This is a genomic window from Mitsuaria sp. CC2 (assembly GCF_048957715.1).
In the GTDB taxonomy this organism is placed as follows: Bacteria; Pseudomonadota; Gammaproteobacteria; order Burkholderiales; family Burkholderiaceae_C; genus Roseateles.
The window spans coordinates 1-13,348 of sequence record NZ_JARVXN010000004.1 but is presented as its reverse complement, the minus strand read 5'-3'; the positions used below and the strand labels follow the sequence as shown (position 1 = coordinate 13,348).

General features: G+C 66.8%; 14 protein-coding genes and 2 tRNA genes. 6 read left to right on the top strand and 10 right to left on the bottom strand.

Annotated features, from left to right (window positions below; genetic code table 11):
* Positions 1-79 precede the first annotated feature (79 nt).
* Positions 80-307 (top strand): hypothetical protein, encoded by a 228-nt coding sequence (locus PV762_RS02395; RefSeq protein WP_421033424.1) that lies wholly within the window; start codon positions 80-82, stop codon positions 305-307.
* A 50-nt stretch (positions 308-357) separates the two neighbouring features.
* On the opposite strand, the gene PV762_RS02390 is transcribed toward PV762_RS02395, so the two are convergent.
* From PV762_RS02390 to PV762_RS02365, 6 genes are all read right to left on the bottom strand, one after another.
* Positions 358-432: transfer RNA gene (locus PV762_RS02390), tRNA-Val, on the bottom strand.
* Between the two features lie 76 nt (positions 433-508).
* Positions 509-583, bottom strand: a tRNA-Val gene (locus tag PV762_RS02385).
* Positions 584-719: 136 nt separating this feature from the next.
* Positions 720-1,439, bottom strand: coding sequence for a DNA polymerase III subunit epsilon (gene dnaQ, locus PV762_RS02380; protein ID WP_421033423.1), 720 nt, complete (start codon positions 1,437-1,439; stop codon positions 720-722).
* 7 nt (positions 1,440-1,446) lie between these two features.
* The gene (gene lgt / locus PV762_RS02375; protein WP_421033422.1) at positions 1,447-2,283 is read right to left on the bottom strand and encodes a prolipoprotein diacylglyceryl transferase; all 837 of its coding nucleotides are present in this window, start codon (positions 2,281-2,283) and stop codon (positions 1,447-1,449) included.
* Positions 2,284-2,330: 47 nt separating this feature from the next.
* Positions 2,331-3,383 (bottom strand): tetratricopeptide repeat protein, encoded by a 1,053-nt coding sequence (locus PV762_RS02370; RefSeq protein WP_421033421.1) that lies wholly within the window; start codon positions 3,381-3,383, stop codon positions 2,331-2,333.
* 146 nt (positions 3,384-3,529) lie between these two features.
* Positions 3,530-4,429, bottom strand: a complete 900-nt coding sequence (locus tag PV762_RS02365) for a LysR family transcriptional regulator (RefSeq protein WP_421033420.1) — start codon at positions 4,427-4,429, stop codon at positions 3,530-3,532.
* A gap of 103 nt (positions 4,430-4,532) precedes the next feature.
* On the opposite strand from PV762_RS02365, the gene ilvD reads away from it, so the two are divergent.
* The gene (ilvD, locus tag PV762_RS02360; protein ID WP_421033419.1) at positions 4,533-6,266 is read left to right on the top strand and encodes a dihydroxy-acid dehydratase; all 1,734 of its coding nucleotides are present in this window, start codon (positions 4,533-4,535) and stop codon (positions 6,264-6,266) included.
* 22 nt (positions 6,267-6,288) lie between these two features.
* Here the strand turns inward: ilvD and PV762_RS02355 are convergent, their stop codons facing one another.
* Positions 6,289-6,537 carry a TIGR04438 family Trp-rich protein gene (locus tag PV762_RS02355; protein WP_421033418.1) on the bottom strand — a complete coding sequence of 83 codons (249 nt, stop codon included), beginning with the start codon at positions 6,535-6,537 and terminating at the stop codon, positions 6,289-6,291.
* A 184-nt stretch (positions 6,538-6,721) separates the two neighbouring features.
* On the opposite strand from PV762_RS02355, the gene PV762_RS02350 reads away from it, so the two are divergent.
* Positions 6,722-7,033: a c-type cytochrome gene (locus PV762_RS02350; RefSeq protein ID WP_421033417.1), complete on the top strand. Its 312-nt coding sequence runs from the start codon at positions 6,722-6,724 to the stop codon at positions 7,031-7,033.
* Between the two features lie 103 nt (positions 7,034-7,136).
* On the opposite strand, the gene PV762_RS02345 is transcribed toward PV762_RS02350, so the two are convergent.
* Both PV762_RS02345 and acs read right to left on the bottom strand, forming a co-directional pair.
* Positions 7,137-7,664: a helix-turn-helix transcriptional regulator gene (locus tag PV762_RS02345; RefSeq protein ID WP_421033416.1), complete on the bottom strand. Its 528-nt coding sequence runs from the start codon at positions 7,662-7,664 to the stop codon at positions 7,137-7,139.
* Positions 7,665-8,000: 336 nt separating this feature from the next.
* Positions 8,001-9,971, bottom strand: a complete 1,971-nt coding sequence (gene acs, locus PV762_RS02340) for an acetate--CoA ligase (RefSeq protein ID WP_421033415.1) — start codon at positions 9,969-9,971, stop codon at positions 8,001-8,003.
* 173 nt (positions 9,972-10,144) lie between these two features.
* Between acs and PV762_RS02335 the strand changes: the two genes are divergently transcribed.
* Positions 10,145-10,744: a TIGR00645 family protein gene (locus tag PV762_RS02335; protein ID WP_421033414.1), complete on the top strand. Its 600-nt coding sequence runs from the start codon at positions 10,145-10,147 to the stop codon at positions 10,742-10,744.
* A 100-nt stretch (positions 10,745-10,844) separates the two neighbouring features.
* On the opposite strand, the gene nhaA is transcribed toward PV762_RS02335, so the two are convergent.
* The gene (gene nhaA, locus PV762_RS02330; RefSeq protein WP_421033413.1) at positions 10,845-12,011 is read right to left on the bottom strand and encodes a Na+/H+ antiporter NhaA; all 1,167 of its coding nucleotides are present in this window, start codon (positions 12,009-12,011) and stop codon (positions 10,845-10,847) included.
* 199 nt (positions 12,012-12,210) lie between these two features.
* Here nhaA and PV762_RS02325 point away from each other — a divergent pair, with 199 nt between their 5' ends.
* Together PV762_RS02325 and PV762_RS02320 are read left to right on the top strand one after the other, a co-directional pair.
* A complete protein-coding gene (locus tag PV762_RS02325; RefSeq protein ID WP_421033412.1) occupies positions 12,211-12,471 on the top strand; it encodes a hypothetical protein in 261 nt (86 codons plus the stop codon).
* A gap of 168 nt (positions 12,472-12,639) precedes the next feature.
* Complete coding sequence (locus PV762_RS02320) at positions 12,640-12,900, top strand: hypothetical protein (protein ID WP_421033411.1); 261 nt, start codon at positions 12,640-12,642, stop codon at positions 12,898-12,900.
* Positions 12,901-13,348 lie beyond the last annotated feature (448 nt).

Sequence of the window (13,348 nt, the reverse complement as noted above, 5' to 3'; positions counted from 1 at the left end):
GACGAGACCCCTTGATCGCAGGATGATCGTTGCTCACCCATCCACGAACCCGCAGTACACAACGCCAAGGAGCCGCTCAATGACAGTGGAATTGACGGATTTGAAATCAGAGTTTGCTGGCGTCCGAAGCGAGATTGGCCTGCTTCGCACCGAGCTGAAGCAAGAGATCGCGGGGCTGCGCGGCGACATCGCCGACTGGCGAGGCGAGATGGCGCAGATGCGGAACTCGCTGGTCCTTTGGATCGTTGGTGGGCAAATCGCTTCAATCACGCTCATGTTCGGCATGATCAAGTTCATCCATCCTTGAGATGGGCACCAAAGAAAAAACCCCGCCAACTTGCGTTGACGGGGTTGATCTGGTGGGCGGTGCAGGGTTCGAACCTGCGACCCCTGCCGTGTGAAGGCAGTGCTCTACCGCTGAGCTAACCGCCCGGTATCTGGACCGGGCTCATCGCCGAACTTTTCTCCGACTTTCAACAAGAATCCAAAGCACCTTTTCAGAAGACTTTGGTGGGCGGTGCAGGGTTCGAACCTGCGACCCCTGCCGTGTGAAGGCAGTGCTCTACCGCTGAGCTAACCGCCCGGTCTTGTCGTCCTCAACCACCGCTTGCACAACGGCTTGTGTCGTTGCTTGCACTGCGGTTTTGGATGTCCGGGAAAGTCGAAGATTATGCCATGAGAATTTGACCCGATTCAAGAACTCTTTGAGTTCTCGTCTCTCAGGCGGCCGCCGGCACCTGCCAGATGCGCTTGCCGCCGCTGGCCTTGTCGAGGTCCACCAACGCCTTGTCGTGCAACGCCAGTTCCTCGGCCGTGGCGGCGATCACCGGCAGGTCGAAGGCACTGAAGTCGATGGTCACGACTTCCAGCTGACCGCCCTCCCCCGACGACGAGGACGCGCTGTCGTCGATGACCAGCGAGTCCTGACCCCGCGTCAGGCGGATGAAGACCTCCGCCAGCAGCTCCGCGTCCTTCACCGCGCCGTGCAGGCCGCGGTTGCTGTTGTCGACCTCCAGCCGGCGGCACAGCGCGTCCAGCGAGTTCGCCTTGCCCGGGAACATGTCCCGCGCCATCAGCAGCGTGTCGCGCACGCTCTCCACGCACTCGTGCAGCGGCGCCTTGCCGCAGCGCTTGAGCTCGGCGTTGATGAAGCCGACGTCGAAGGCCGCGTTGTGCGCGATCAGCTCCGCGTCGCGGATGAACTCGAGGAACTCGTCGACGATCTGCGCGAACTTGGGCTTGTCCGACAGGAACTCCGCGCTCAGCCCGTGGACGCGGAACGCCTCCTCGGGCATGTCGCGCTCGGGGTTCAGGTAAAAGTGCAGATGGCGGCCCGTCAACTGACGGTTCACCATCTCCACGCAGCCGATGTCGACGACGCGGTCGCCCGATTCAGGATTCAGGCCGGTGGTTTCGGTATCGAAGAAGATCTGACGCATGGGGGTCTCAACGGGTCGCGGGGGACGCCTGCAGTCGTGCCGCGCGCCGGTAGGCCCACAGCATCATGAGGAGGCCGACGACGATCATCGGCGCGCTCAGCCACTGGCCCTGGCTCAGGTGCAGGGGCTGCTTGTCCAGCGTGAGGAAGCTGTCGGGCTCGCGGAAGAACTCGACGACGAAACGTGCCACGCCGTAGCCGGCCAGGAACAGCCCCGACACCGCCGCCATCGGCCGCGGCTTGCGCGCGAACAGCCACAGCACGATGAACAGCAGCACGCCCTCGCCCAGGAACTGGTAGAGCTGCGAGGGATGACGCGGCGTCAGCACCGCATCGTGCGCCTGAGGGAAGACCATGGCCCACGGCAGGTCGGCATCGGCAGGACGGCCCCACAGCTCGCCATTGATGAAGTTGCCCAGGCGCCCTGCGGCCAGGCCGGTCGGGACGCACGGCGCCACGATGTCGCCGACTTCGAGGAAGTGGAAGCCGCGCCGCCACGCGAAGAAGCCCAACGCGACGATCACGCCCAGCAGGCCGCCGTGGAAGGCCATGCCGCCCTGCCACACCGCCAGGATCTCGCCCGGGTGGCTGAAGTAGTAGGCCGGCTTGTAGAAGAGCACGTAACCCAGCCGGCCGCCCACCACCACGCCGAGCACGCCGTAGAACAGCAGGTCGTCGATGTCGCGCCGGGTCCAGCCGCGCGCCGCGTTCCAGGGCTTGCGGACCATGCGGTTGCCCAGCCACAGGAACAGGCCGAACGCCGCCAGGTACATCAGCCCGTACCAATGGATCGGCCATCCGAAGATGTTGATGGCGACAGGGTCGAACTGGGGATGGACCAACATGAGGGAGCTTTACCGCGTCGAGAAGGCGCGAATCATAAAGCTGGCCGTCAGTTCCCCAGCGCGGCCAGTTGCTTGCGGCAGTCCTCCATGTCGCCGTGGCTGCCGCGACGGTTGTCGATGCAGCGCTGCAGCGCGACGCGCGCCCCCGCCTTGTCGCCCTTGCCCGCCAGCGCGCTGCCCAGGCGCCGGTCCAGACCCAGCTGTTCGGCGCCCGTCATGCCGCGGGCCCGCTCGAACGCGGCCACCGCCTTGTCGTACTGGCCCAGCGCGTCGTAGGCACGACCCAGTCCATACGCGCCCATCGCCTGGTGGGGCTGGCTCTTGAGCAGCTCCTCGAACCACGGCACCGCCCGCTCCTTCTGATCGCTGAAGAACAGGTTGCGTCCGTAGTCGCTCCACAGCACGCGCAGCTCCAGCAGCAGCTCAGGCCGCTGCGTCTTCACGGCGCGCAGCGCCTTCTCCATCGCCGGCCAGTCCTTCTTCGACGCCGCCACCCGCGCGCGCATCAGGTTCAACTGCGCCGGGTCCTTCACGTCCTGCTCGAGCGCGCGCGCCTTCGACTCCCCGCCGCCGACGAAACTCGGCAGCGCCAGGTAGTACTGCTGCAGCGCGCTGCGCGGCTCGGGGGCATCCGGCAGCAGCGTCATGGCGCGCTGCGCCAGCTCGCTCACCCGACCCAGCGAGCCCAGCGCCTTCAGCTTGCTGCCGCCCCGCGCCTGCATCACCAGCGCCAGCGCCAGCGCGTAGTGGCAGGCGCCTTCGTTCGGCGTGCGCTGCACGCATTGCTCCAGCCGTTGCGTGTTCTGCTTCAGCACCGCGCCGTCGGCCAGGTCCAGTTGCGCCAGTGCGAGCGCGGCCGCGGCCTGCGGATCGTCCGGATCGGCCTTCACGCGCTGCGTGGCGAGCTTCTCCAGATCGTCCGCACGACCCGCATCGAGCAGCGCCTGCAGTTCGGCGTCCTTCAGCACGGCCGCCCGCGCCGGCGTCGCGAAGGCCACGCTCAGGACCATCGAGAACCCGGTGATGACGCAGATCGCCCCGATCAGGCGTCGCCAGGTGCCGCGGCGGCGGTCATCGTCGTTGTTGCGGGGGGCTGTCACGGGGTTCGTCCTTTCATCGGCGCATGGTCGCAGAAGTCCGCGGGGCGTGCATGCCTCCTGCCTGCCGGACACGGAACTTCACCTTCGTGTTCACCTTCGGCAACCTGCAGGCCGGACCTGTCCCTTCGAGGCCGTTCCAGGCGGGGTCACGCCTTGACTTTCACCTGTCCGCGGACATGGTCGACGAAGCGGCGCACCACCGGCGAGGCGTCCCGGCGCCAGATCAGGCTGGTGTCGCAGGCGGGCACGCGGGCCGACGGCCACGGCCGGTAGCGCACGCCCGGCCGCTGCAGCGCGCAGACGGACTGCGGCACCCAGGCCACGCCCATGCCCGCCGACACCAGGTTGACGATGGTCTGCATCTGGATGGCCTCCTGCGCGATGTGCGGCGTCGCGCCGTGCGCGCGGTAGAAGCCCAGCAAGGCGTCGAAGAGCGACGGCGCGATCTCGCGCGGGAACACGACCAGCGGCTCCCGCAGCACGTCCTCGAGCGTCGGACCGCGGCGGCGCGCCAAGCTCCAGTCCTCGGCATGCGCGAGCACCAGCGGCTCGGTCGACACGGTCAGGCATTCGAAGCCGGGCGGCTCGGCACCCGGCGCGTGGATCGCGAATCCGGCATCCAGTTCGCCCGTCTCGAAGCCGCGCAGCTGGACATCGAGCGTCGCCTCCCGCAGCGCGAGCTGCACGTCCGGCAAGGCTTCGCGGAACAGCCGCAGCCAGCGCGGCATGTCGCCGTACCCGACGGTCGACACGAACCCCAGGCTCAGCCGGCCGGCCTCGCCGCTGGCCGCCGCGCGGACGCGGGCGGGCAGCTGATCCGCCTGTTCGACCAGCCGCGTCGACGCCTCCACGAGCGCGGCGCCGGCCGCCGTCAGCGCGACGGTCCGCCGGCCACGCTCCAGCAGCTGGACGCCCAGTTGCGCCTCCAGCTTCTGCACGGCCAGGCTCAGCGGCGGCTGCGTCATGTGCAGCCGCTCCGCCGCGCGGCCGAAGTGCAGTTCCTCGGCCAGCACCAGGAACTGACGCAAGGGACGGAGCTCGATCATCGATACATCGCATGAATCAAAACGACGTCAACTATATATTGGACCCGCAGGAACGCGAGACGCATACTCAGCCGCTCCAAGCCCCGCTCGCCAGGACGACACCATGACCGATCCGAAGAAGAACGCCTCCAGCAGCGCCGCCGCGGCGCCCCACGACGACGCGCCCAACCGCCGCTCGAAGAACATCACCGAAGGCGTCGCGCGCGCGCCCAACCGCTCGATGTACTACGGCATGGGCTACCAGGAAGGCGACTTCGGCAAGCCGATGATCGGCGTGGCCAACGGCCACTCGACGATCACGCCGTGCAACTCCGGCCTGCAGAAGCTGGCCGATGCCGCCGTCGTCGGCCTGAAGGCCGCCGGCGCCAACGCGCAGCTCTTCGGCACGCCGACGATCTCCGACGGCATGGCCATGGGCACCGAAGGCATGAAGTACTCGCTGGTCTCGCGCGAGGTCATCGCCGACTGCGTCGAGACCTGCGTCGGCGGCCAGTGGCTGGACGGCGTGATGGTCATCGGCGGCTGCGACAAGAACATGCCCGGCGGCATGATGGGCATGCTGCGCGCCAACGTGCCGGCGATCTACATCTATGGCGGCACCATCAAGCCGGGCCACTACAAGGGCCAGGACCTCAACATCGTCAGCGTCTTCGAGGCCGTCGGCCAGTTCAGCGCCGGCAAGATGAGCGAAGAGGACTTCTGCCAGATCGAGAAGCGCGCGATCCCCGGCAGCGGCTCCTGCGGCGGCATGTACACCGCCAACACGATGAGCTCGGCCTTCGAGGCGCTGGGCATGTCGCTGCCCTATTCGTCGAGCATGTCCAACGTCGAGGACGAGGTCGTCGAGAACACCAAGCGCGCCGCCGACTACCTGGTCGCCGCCGTCAAGGCCGACCTCAAACCGCGCGACATCGTGACGAAGAAGGCCATCGAGAACGCCGTCGCGGTGATCATGGCCACCGGCGGCTCGACCAACGCGGTGCTGCACTTCCTGGCGATCGCGCACGCGGCCGAGGTGGACTGGACCATCGACGATTTCGAGCGCATGCGCACCAGGATCCCGGTGCTGTGCGACCTCAAGCCCAGCGGCCGTTTCCTGGCCGTGGACCTGCACAAGGCCGGCGGCATCCCCGCCGTGATGAAGCAGCTGCTGAAGGCCGGCCTGCTGCACGGCGACTGCATCACGATCACCGGCAAGACCGTCGCCGAGAACCTGGCCGACGTGCCGGACCTGTCGCCGGCGCAGGAGGTCGTCCGCGCCGTCGCCGATCCGATCTACGCGCAGGGACACCTGGCCATCCTGAAGGGCAACCTGTCGCCCGAGGGCTGCGTCGCCAAGATCACCGGCCTCAAGAACCCGGTCATCACCGGCCCGGCGCGCGTCTTCGACGACGAGCAGTCGGCGCTCGCGGCCATCATGGCCAACCAGATCAAGGCCGGCGACGTGATGGTGCTGCGCTACCTGGGCCCCAAGGGCGGTCCGGGCATGCCGGAGATGCTGGCGCCGACCGGCGCGCTGATCGGCCAGGGCCTGGGCGAAAGCGTCGGCCTGATCACCGACGGCCGCTTCTCGGGCGGCACCTGGGGCATGGTGGTCGGCCATGTCGCGCCTGAGGCCTACGCGGGCGGCACCATCGCGCTGGTGCAGGAGGGCGACTCGATCACCATCGATGCCGTGCAGCTGCTGCTGCAGCTCAACGTCGACGATGCGGAACTCGCACGCCGCAAGGCCGCCTGGCAACAACCGGCACCGCGCTACACGCGCGGCGTCCTGGCGAAGTTCGCTAAGAATGCGTCGAGCGCGAGCTCCGGCGCGGTGCTCGACAAGTTCGAGTGAATGGAGAGCGCCTGAAGCGCGCTCAGCGCTTCTTGCGCGTCTTGTCGCCCATGCCGATGGCGTCGAGCTGACGCTGTCGGCGCGTTTCCTTCTTCGCATCCATCTTGTCCATCTCCCGCCGCTTGGTGTAACCCGTCTTGTCGGCGAATTCCCACCACACGACGGCCACCGGGAACGGCGACAGGACCCACCACCAGCTCAGCGTTTCGAACGGGCCGACATCGCCCAGCTTGAGAAGAATCAACAAGACACCGATCACCATCAACCACATCGTCGTTCTCCTCGTGAGCGCCCATTGGCGCCGCATCCCTCACCACTACAATCCGCGCGAGCCCGGATTCCCCAGGCCCATTCGTCGACCGCGTCGACCGCGTCGCGACACTGCCTGTCGCGGCAGCGATTGTGGCGTCGATTGTGACGCCGATCGGAAGCCGGACGCCACCTGAAAGGATGCCATGAGAAACGCCTTGTTCATCTCCGCGGCCCTCGCCGCCTCGCTGAGCGCGACCAGCGCCTTCGCCAGCCCCGAGCTGGCGCAGAAGAAGAACTGCATGGCCTGCCATGCGGTCGACAAGAAGCTGGTCGGCCCCGCCTACAAGGACGTGGCCGCCAAGTACGCCAGCGACAAGGACGCCGTGAAGAAGCTGGCCGAGAAGATCATCAAGGGCGGTTCCGGCGTCTGGGGCCCGGTCCCGATGCCGGCCAACACGCAGGTGAGTCCGGCCGAGGCCGAGACGCTCGCCAAGTGGATCCTGTCGACGAAGTGACCGTCGGCAGGCGCCAGCGTCTGCGCAGGCCTTGCGGGGGCCTGCACCCGTACCAGGCCCTTCGGGGCCTGTTCGTTTTTCAGGCCACGATTCAGGCCACGTGTCAGGCCACGAGCTTGAACAGCTCCTCGCGCCGCCGCTCGTCCAGGTGACGGCTCTCGCGGGCGAGGTTGACGGCCTTGGCGACGGTTGCGAGCTCGACGATGGCCTCGTCGATCTTGTAGCCGCCGCGTCCCTGCATCCAGCGCAGCACGTCCCACAGATGCCAGACAGAGGATGAGTTGCCCTCGTGGATGGGCGACGGGAAGCTCATCGGGTGCGTCAGCATCAGCTTGCGCATGTTCTGGCGCGACACCCCCACCAGCGTCGCCACGTCGGTCAGGCCGACCATATCCGGCCCCGCCTCGATCAGCCGCGCGCCGGGGATGGCCTTGCGCACGTCGCGCAAGGCGCTCAGCAGGGCCTGGTCGGCGCGCTCCGCGGCTCGGGCGAAGCTCAGCATCATCCTGCCGCGCAGGCCCACGGCGACCCGCGCGTCCTTGCAGCCGACCGAGGCCAGCCGCTGCTTCAACGGCTCCTCGTCGCAGTCCTGCGGCGGCATCTGGTACTTGAGCGTGAACGAATATTCCACAAACGACTCCTTCTATGAGGGCGGCAGCCGGCGCGCCGTGTCGCCCGTGCGCCGCCGTGAACGCGGGCACCGCTCCTGAAGGAACGGAGCCGGCATTCTTCGTCCAGGCGCGGACAAGCTCCACAACCCGAACTTGTGGGCATGCGTCGCCTGTTGCCATGAGAAGGCCAGCCGCTCCCGCACTTCCGGGAAGGCGACCGGGTTGTCGACTTGCGCAAGCGCAAAAACCGCCCCCCAAAAGGGGGAAGCAGGCCGTGTTTCAGAGGAGAGACAGCCGATGAACCGATGCCGCCGCGGGTGCCACGCGCATCCCTCGCGCGGCACCGCGCGGGATCCTCAATAGGCTTGTCCGAGCTGTTCCAGGATCGCCGGGTTCTCCAGCGTCGAGGTGTCCTGCGTGACGCTCTCCCCCTTCGCGACCGAGCGCAGCAGGCGGCGCATGATCTTGCCGCTGCGGGTCTTGGGCAGGTTGTCGCCGAAGCGGATGTCCTTGGGCTTGGCGATCGGGCCGATCTCCTTGGCGACCCAGTCGCGCAGCTGCTTGGCGATGGCCTTGGCCTCGTCGCCGCTCGGACGCGGGCGCTTGAGCACGACGAAGGCGCAGATCGCCTCGCCGGTGGTGTCGTCCGGACGGCCGACGACCGCGGCCTCGGCCACGAGCTCGGTGCAGCTCACCAGCGCGGACTCGATCTCCATCGTGCCCATGCGGTGGCCCGACACGTTCAGCACGTCGTCGATGCGGCCGGTGATGGTGAAGTAGCCCGTCTCGGCGTCGCGGATGGCGCCGTCGCCGGCCAGGTAGTAGCCCTTGAGCTCGGGCGGGTAGTAGCTCTTCTTGAAGCGCTCCGGATCGCCGTAGATGGTGCGGATCATCGACGGCCACGGCTTCTTGACGACCAGGATGCCGCCCTGCCCGTTGGGCACGTCGTTGCCGGTCTCGTCGACGATGGCGGCGGTGATGCCGGGGAACGGCAGCGTGCACGAGCCCGGCACCAGCGGCGTGGCACCCGGCAGCGGCGTGATCATGTGGCCGCCGGTCTCCGTCTGCCAGAAGGTGTCGACGATGGGGCAGCGGCCGCCGCCGACGTGCTGGTGGTACCACTCCCACGCGGCGGGGTTGATCGGCTCGCCGACCGAGCCCAGGATGCGCAGCGACGTGAGGTCGTAGCGCTTCGGGTGCACGGCCTCGTTCGCCTCGGCGGCCTTGATCAGCGAGCGGATCGCCGTCGGCGCCGTGTAGAAGATGGTGACCTTGTGCTTCTCGATCATCTGCCAGAAGCGGCCGGCGTCGGGGAAGGTCGGGATGCCTTCGAAGACGACCTCGGTGCCGCCGAGCGCGAGCGGGCCGTAGGTGATGTAGGTGTGGCCGGTCACCCAGCCGATGTCGGCGGTGCACCAGAAGACGTCGGAGTCCTTCAGGTCGAAGGTCCACTTCGTGGTCAGCGCGGCATGCAGCAGATAACCGCCGGTGCTGTGCTGCACGCCCTTGGGCTTGCCGGTGGAGCCCGAGGTGTAGAGCAGGAACAGCGGGTGCTCGGCGTCGACCCATTCGGGCTCGCAGCTCGCGGCCAGCCCGGAGACGGCGTCGTGCAGCCATTCGTCGCGCCCGGCGACCCAGGCGATGTTGCCGCCTGTGCGCTTGTAGACGATGACGTGCTTGATCGTGGGGCAGTTGTTGTCGGCGAGGGCCTCGTCGACGATGGACTTCAGCGGCAGCGACTTGCCGCCGCGGGCCTGCTCGTCGGCGGTCAGGATCATCACGGCGCCGGCGTCCTGGACGCGGTCGCGCAGCGATTGCGCCGAGAAGCCGCCGAACACCACCGAGTGCGTCGCGCCGATGCGGGCGCAGGCCTGCATGGCGACCACGCCCTCGACCGACATCGGCATGTAGATGACGACGCGGTCGCCCTTCTTCACGCCGCGCGCCTTCAGCGCGTTGGCCAGCTGCGCGGTCTTGGCGAGCAGCTCGGCGTAGGTGACGCGGGTCACGGTGCCGTCGTCGGCCTCGAAGATGATCGCGACGCGGTCGCCGCGGCCGGCGTCGACGTGTCTGTCCAGGCAGTTGTAGGAGACGTTGAGCTTGCCGTCCTCGAACCACTTGAAGAAAGGCGCGTCGGACGCGTTCAGCACCGTCGTGAAGGGCTGCTTCCAGCTCAGCAGCTCGCGCGCCTGGCGGGCCCAGAAGCCCTCGTAGTCGCTGTCCGCTTCCTTGCACAGCGCCTCATAGGCGGCCATTCCGGACACGTGGGCACCCTGGACGGCGGATGCGGGGGGGTTGTAGATCTTGTCGCTGATCTTGTCACTCATGGCCTATGTCTCCGTACAGGCAGGGATCTTCGAAGTCGGGTTCAGACTCGGCCGAACTCTCCGCTTTCACACTGACGATGTGCTTACTCTTGTAGAAGAGCACGGCTCATGCTCTCACTAAAATCGCCCGGTTTGGCGGTTCCCGCCAGTTACGACTTGAAGGACTTACCCCGATGACCGACAGCCCGACGCCGAAGCCCCGCCGCAACCCGATGGCCACCATCATGTTCGGCAGCCGCTGGTTGCAGCTGCCGCTGTATCTCGGCCTGATCGTCGCGCAAGGCGTCTACGTCTTCCAGTTCTGGACCGAACTCGTGCATCTGGTCGAAGCCGCCTTCGGCAACCAGGAAGCGTTGAAGCTGCTGGTCGACAGCGTCGGCTACAAGGCCGACGCCACGGTCCCCAAGCTCAACGAGACCATCATCATGCTGGCCGTGCTGGCGCTGATCGACGTGGTCATGATCTCCAACCTCCTGATCATGGTGATCGTCGGCGGCTACGAGACTTTCGTGTCGCGCCTGCACCTTGAAGGACACCCGGACCAACCGGAGTGGCTCGACCATGTGAACGCCTCGGTGCTGAAGGTCAAGCTGGCGACCGCCATCATCGGCATCTCGTCGATCCATCTGCTCAAGACCTTCATCAACGTCCAGAACCTGCAGGAGCAGACGCTGATCTGGCAGACCGTCATCCACCTGGCCTTCCTGCTTTCCGCGCTGGCGATCGCATATACCGACAAGCTGCTGTCGCACAACCACGCCGACAAGCACTGAGCGACCGTTGGCCGTCATCGACGGTCGGCGTGAAACGGACAAAGGGGCCCACGGGCCCCTTTGTCGTTGCGTTCCGCCGCGCGCGGTCGGTTCGATCAGCTCAAGCGCGCTTGCGCAGCAGGATCAGCGTGCCCGCGATGCCTGAGAGGATGGACCCGCCGAGCACGCCGAGTTTCACGCGGGTTTCCCAGTCGGGGCCGTGGCCCTCGAACGCGAGCCCGCCGATGAACAGGCTCATCGTGAAGCCGATGCCGCAGAGCACGCAGACGCCGAAGAACTGGACCCAGTCGGCGCCACCCGGCTTCTGCGCCAGGCCGGCGCGGATCATCAGCCAGGAGCTGCCGAACACGCCGATCGCCTTGCCGACCACGAGTCCGAACGCGATGCCGAGCGAGACCGGATGGAGCAGATCGCCCGCGTGCAGCCCGAGCAGCGACACGCCCGCATTGGCGAAGGCGAACATCGGCAGGACCAGGAACGCGACCCAGGGATGCAGGGCGTGTTCGAGGTCCTCGGACGGCGAGTGGCCGTGGCCGTCGTTGTCGGACGGGATGAAGAGCGCCGTGGCGACGCCCGCCAGCGTCGCGTGCACGCCGGACTTCAGCACGCAGGTCCACAGGACCAGGCCCACGACGATGTAGACGTCGGCGCGCCGGACCTTCGCGCGGTTCAGCGCGAAGAGCACGACCAGGCAGGCCGCGGCGCAGGCGAGCATCGTGAGCGACAGCTGGCTCGTGTAGAAGAGCGCGATGACGACGATGGCGCCGAGGTCGTCGATGATCGCGACCGCGGTGAGGAAGACCTTCAGAGAAGCCGGCACGCGGCTGCCCAGCAGCATCACGATGCCGATGGCGAACGCGATGTCGGTCGCCGCCGGAATGGCCCAGCCGTGCAGCGCGACGGGGTCGCCGAGGTTGAAGCCCGCGTAGATCAACGCCGGCACGGCCATGCCGCCGAAGGCCGCGACGATGGGCAGCACGGCCTGCGACCGGTCTGACAGTTCGCCGCCGACGAACTCGCGCTTGATCTCCAGGCCGACGAGGAAGAAGAACACGGCCATCCACAGGTCGTTGACCCAGACCAGCAGCGGCTTGGCCAGCACCAGCCAGTCGCCGCCGATGCGGACCTCGCCTTCGATGCGGGTGAAGGCGGCATAGAGCTCCCGCCACGGGGAGTTGGAAAGGATCAGCGCGGCGACCGCGGCGATGGCGAGCACGATGCCGCCGGCCGATTCGCTGGCGAAGAATCGTTTGAGTCCTGGGGTCAAGAAAAGTCCTCCCGAAATGCGGATGCAGAGGTAAGCCTGGGGCGCGTGAAGACGGCATCATCGCCGGTGCGCCACGCGTTCCCTCGAAAGGGGGTGGGTCGCGTTCTCCCCAAGGCTATCGCGAAATGGGCGTTGCTAGCATCGCCGGCTTCATCAGCCGTCCGAGGCACAGACCCGGACCCGCCATCAGGGACCCATCATGATCCGACTGTTGTTCGCCGCCGTTCCCCTGCTCGCGCTTGCCGCCTGCGCCAGCGACGGTGTCACCGCGCAGACGACGCAGACCGCACAGGCCGAGCCAGCGCAGAAGATGGTCTGCGAACGCGAACAGCGCACCGGTTCGATGCTCGGCAAGCGGGAGTGCACGCCGGCCACGATGAGCGACGAGGACCGCCGCCGCCTGGCCAACGAGGTGGGCACCATGGTCAAGCCGCGCGGCATCACGGCGCCGGGCAGCTGACGACTGGGCGACCGGACGTCGGCGTCAGACGCTGATGCGCGTCCCGAGGTACCAGGCGCTGGCATCGTCACTCCCGTCTTGTTCAACGAGCATAGCAAAGGAGTTCTTGACCCTAAGGGGCCACGACTACAGGCTGGTTGTCCCCAATAACATTCAAGGAGGAACCCCATGCGCTACCTGTCTGTGCTGCTGCTCGCTGCCCTGCTGTCGGCTTGCGCAAGTTCATGCGCCCCTGGTGATCAACAGTGCTTCGCTGCTGAGCAACGACGTGCCGAAGCGGCAATGATCTTTCTGACCGGCGTCACCAACAACGCCAACCAACGCGCTGCGATCTACCAGCAGCAAGGCAACACCATCAACCAGACCCAGCAACCGCGGACGATCACCTGTCAGACAGAGCCGGTGACGCAAGTGACCCGCTGCAAGTAGTCGATCAAAGCTCGACACCAAGGGGCCGCAAGGCCCCTTTCTCATGGGCTTAAGCGCTTGCAGTTCCATAAATACGGGACACAACAACCATGGAGGTGTCCCGTGACACAAGAACAAATCGAAAGCCGTGTGTGCCCGCTGTATGGCGCGAGGAATGGCCCCATCGAACGTTGCTTTTCGCATCGAAGACGCGCGAGACGAAGCGATCAGCGACGCATTCTGGAAGCTCGCAAAAGAAAAGGCGCTGGGCAAGCCAGCGCCTTGAAGCTGTCACCGCTTCAGGGAGGAAGTCGGCGGTTGTCTAGGACAGCGCGGCTGGGTTTACGAGCTGCCGCAACCCCCTCAACCTAGCGGAACTACGCACCGACGCGCTCGGCATAATCAGCTGGGACCAGAGGGAGAAGCCGATACAGCACGACAAGATGCTCGCTGGGGAGCTTGCAGTCGG

Bases quoted from the DNA above. Each gene is read 5' to 3' on its own strand.
- PV762_RS02395 (WP_421033424.1), top strand. From the start codon at position 80: ATGACAGTGGAATTGACGGATTTGAAATCAGAGTTTGCTGGCGTCCGA.
- dnaQ (WP_421033423.1), bottom strand. From the start codon at position 1,439: ATGCGTCAGATCTTCTTCGATACCGAAACCACCGGCCTGAATCCTGAA.
- lgt (WP_421033422.1), bottom strand. From the start codon at position 2,283: ATGTTGGTCCATCCCCAGTTCGACCCTGTCGCCATCAACATCTTCGGA.
- PV762_RS02365 (WP_421033420.1), bottom strand. From the start codon at position 4,429: ATGATCGAGCTCCGTCCCTTGCGTCAGTTCCTGGTGCTGGCCGAGGAA.
- ilvD (WP_421033419.1), top strand. From the start codon at position 4,533: ATGACCGATCCGAAGAAGAACGCCTCCAGCAGCGCCGCCGCGGCGCCC.
- PV762_RS02355 (WP_421033418.1), bottom strand. From the start codon at position 6,537: ATGTGGTTGATGGTGATCGGTGTCTTGTTGATTCTTCTCAAGCTGGGC.
- PV762_RS02350 (WP_421033417.1), top strand. From the start codon at position 6,722: ATGAGAAACGCCTTGTTCATCTCCGCGGCCCTCGCCGCCTCGCTGAGC.
- acs (WP_421033415.1), bottom strand. From the start codon at position 9,971: ATGAGTGACAAGATCAGCGACAAGATCTACAACCCCCCCGCATCCGCC.
- PV762_RS02335 (WP_421033414.1), top strand. From the start codon at position 10,145: ATGACCGACAGCCCGACGCCGAAGCCCCGCCGCAACCCGATGGCCACC.
- PV762_RS02325 (WP_421033412.1), top strand. From the start codon at position 12,211: ATGATCCGACTGTTGTTCGCCGCCGTTCCCCTGCTCGCGCTTGCCGCC.
- PV762_RS02320 (WP_421033411.1), top strand. From the start codon at position 12,640: ATGCGCTACCTGTCTGTGCTGCTGCTCGCTGCCCTGCTGTCGGCTTGC.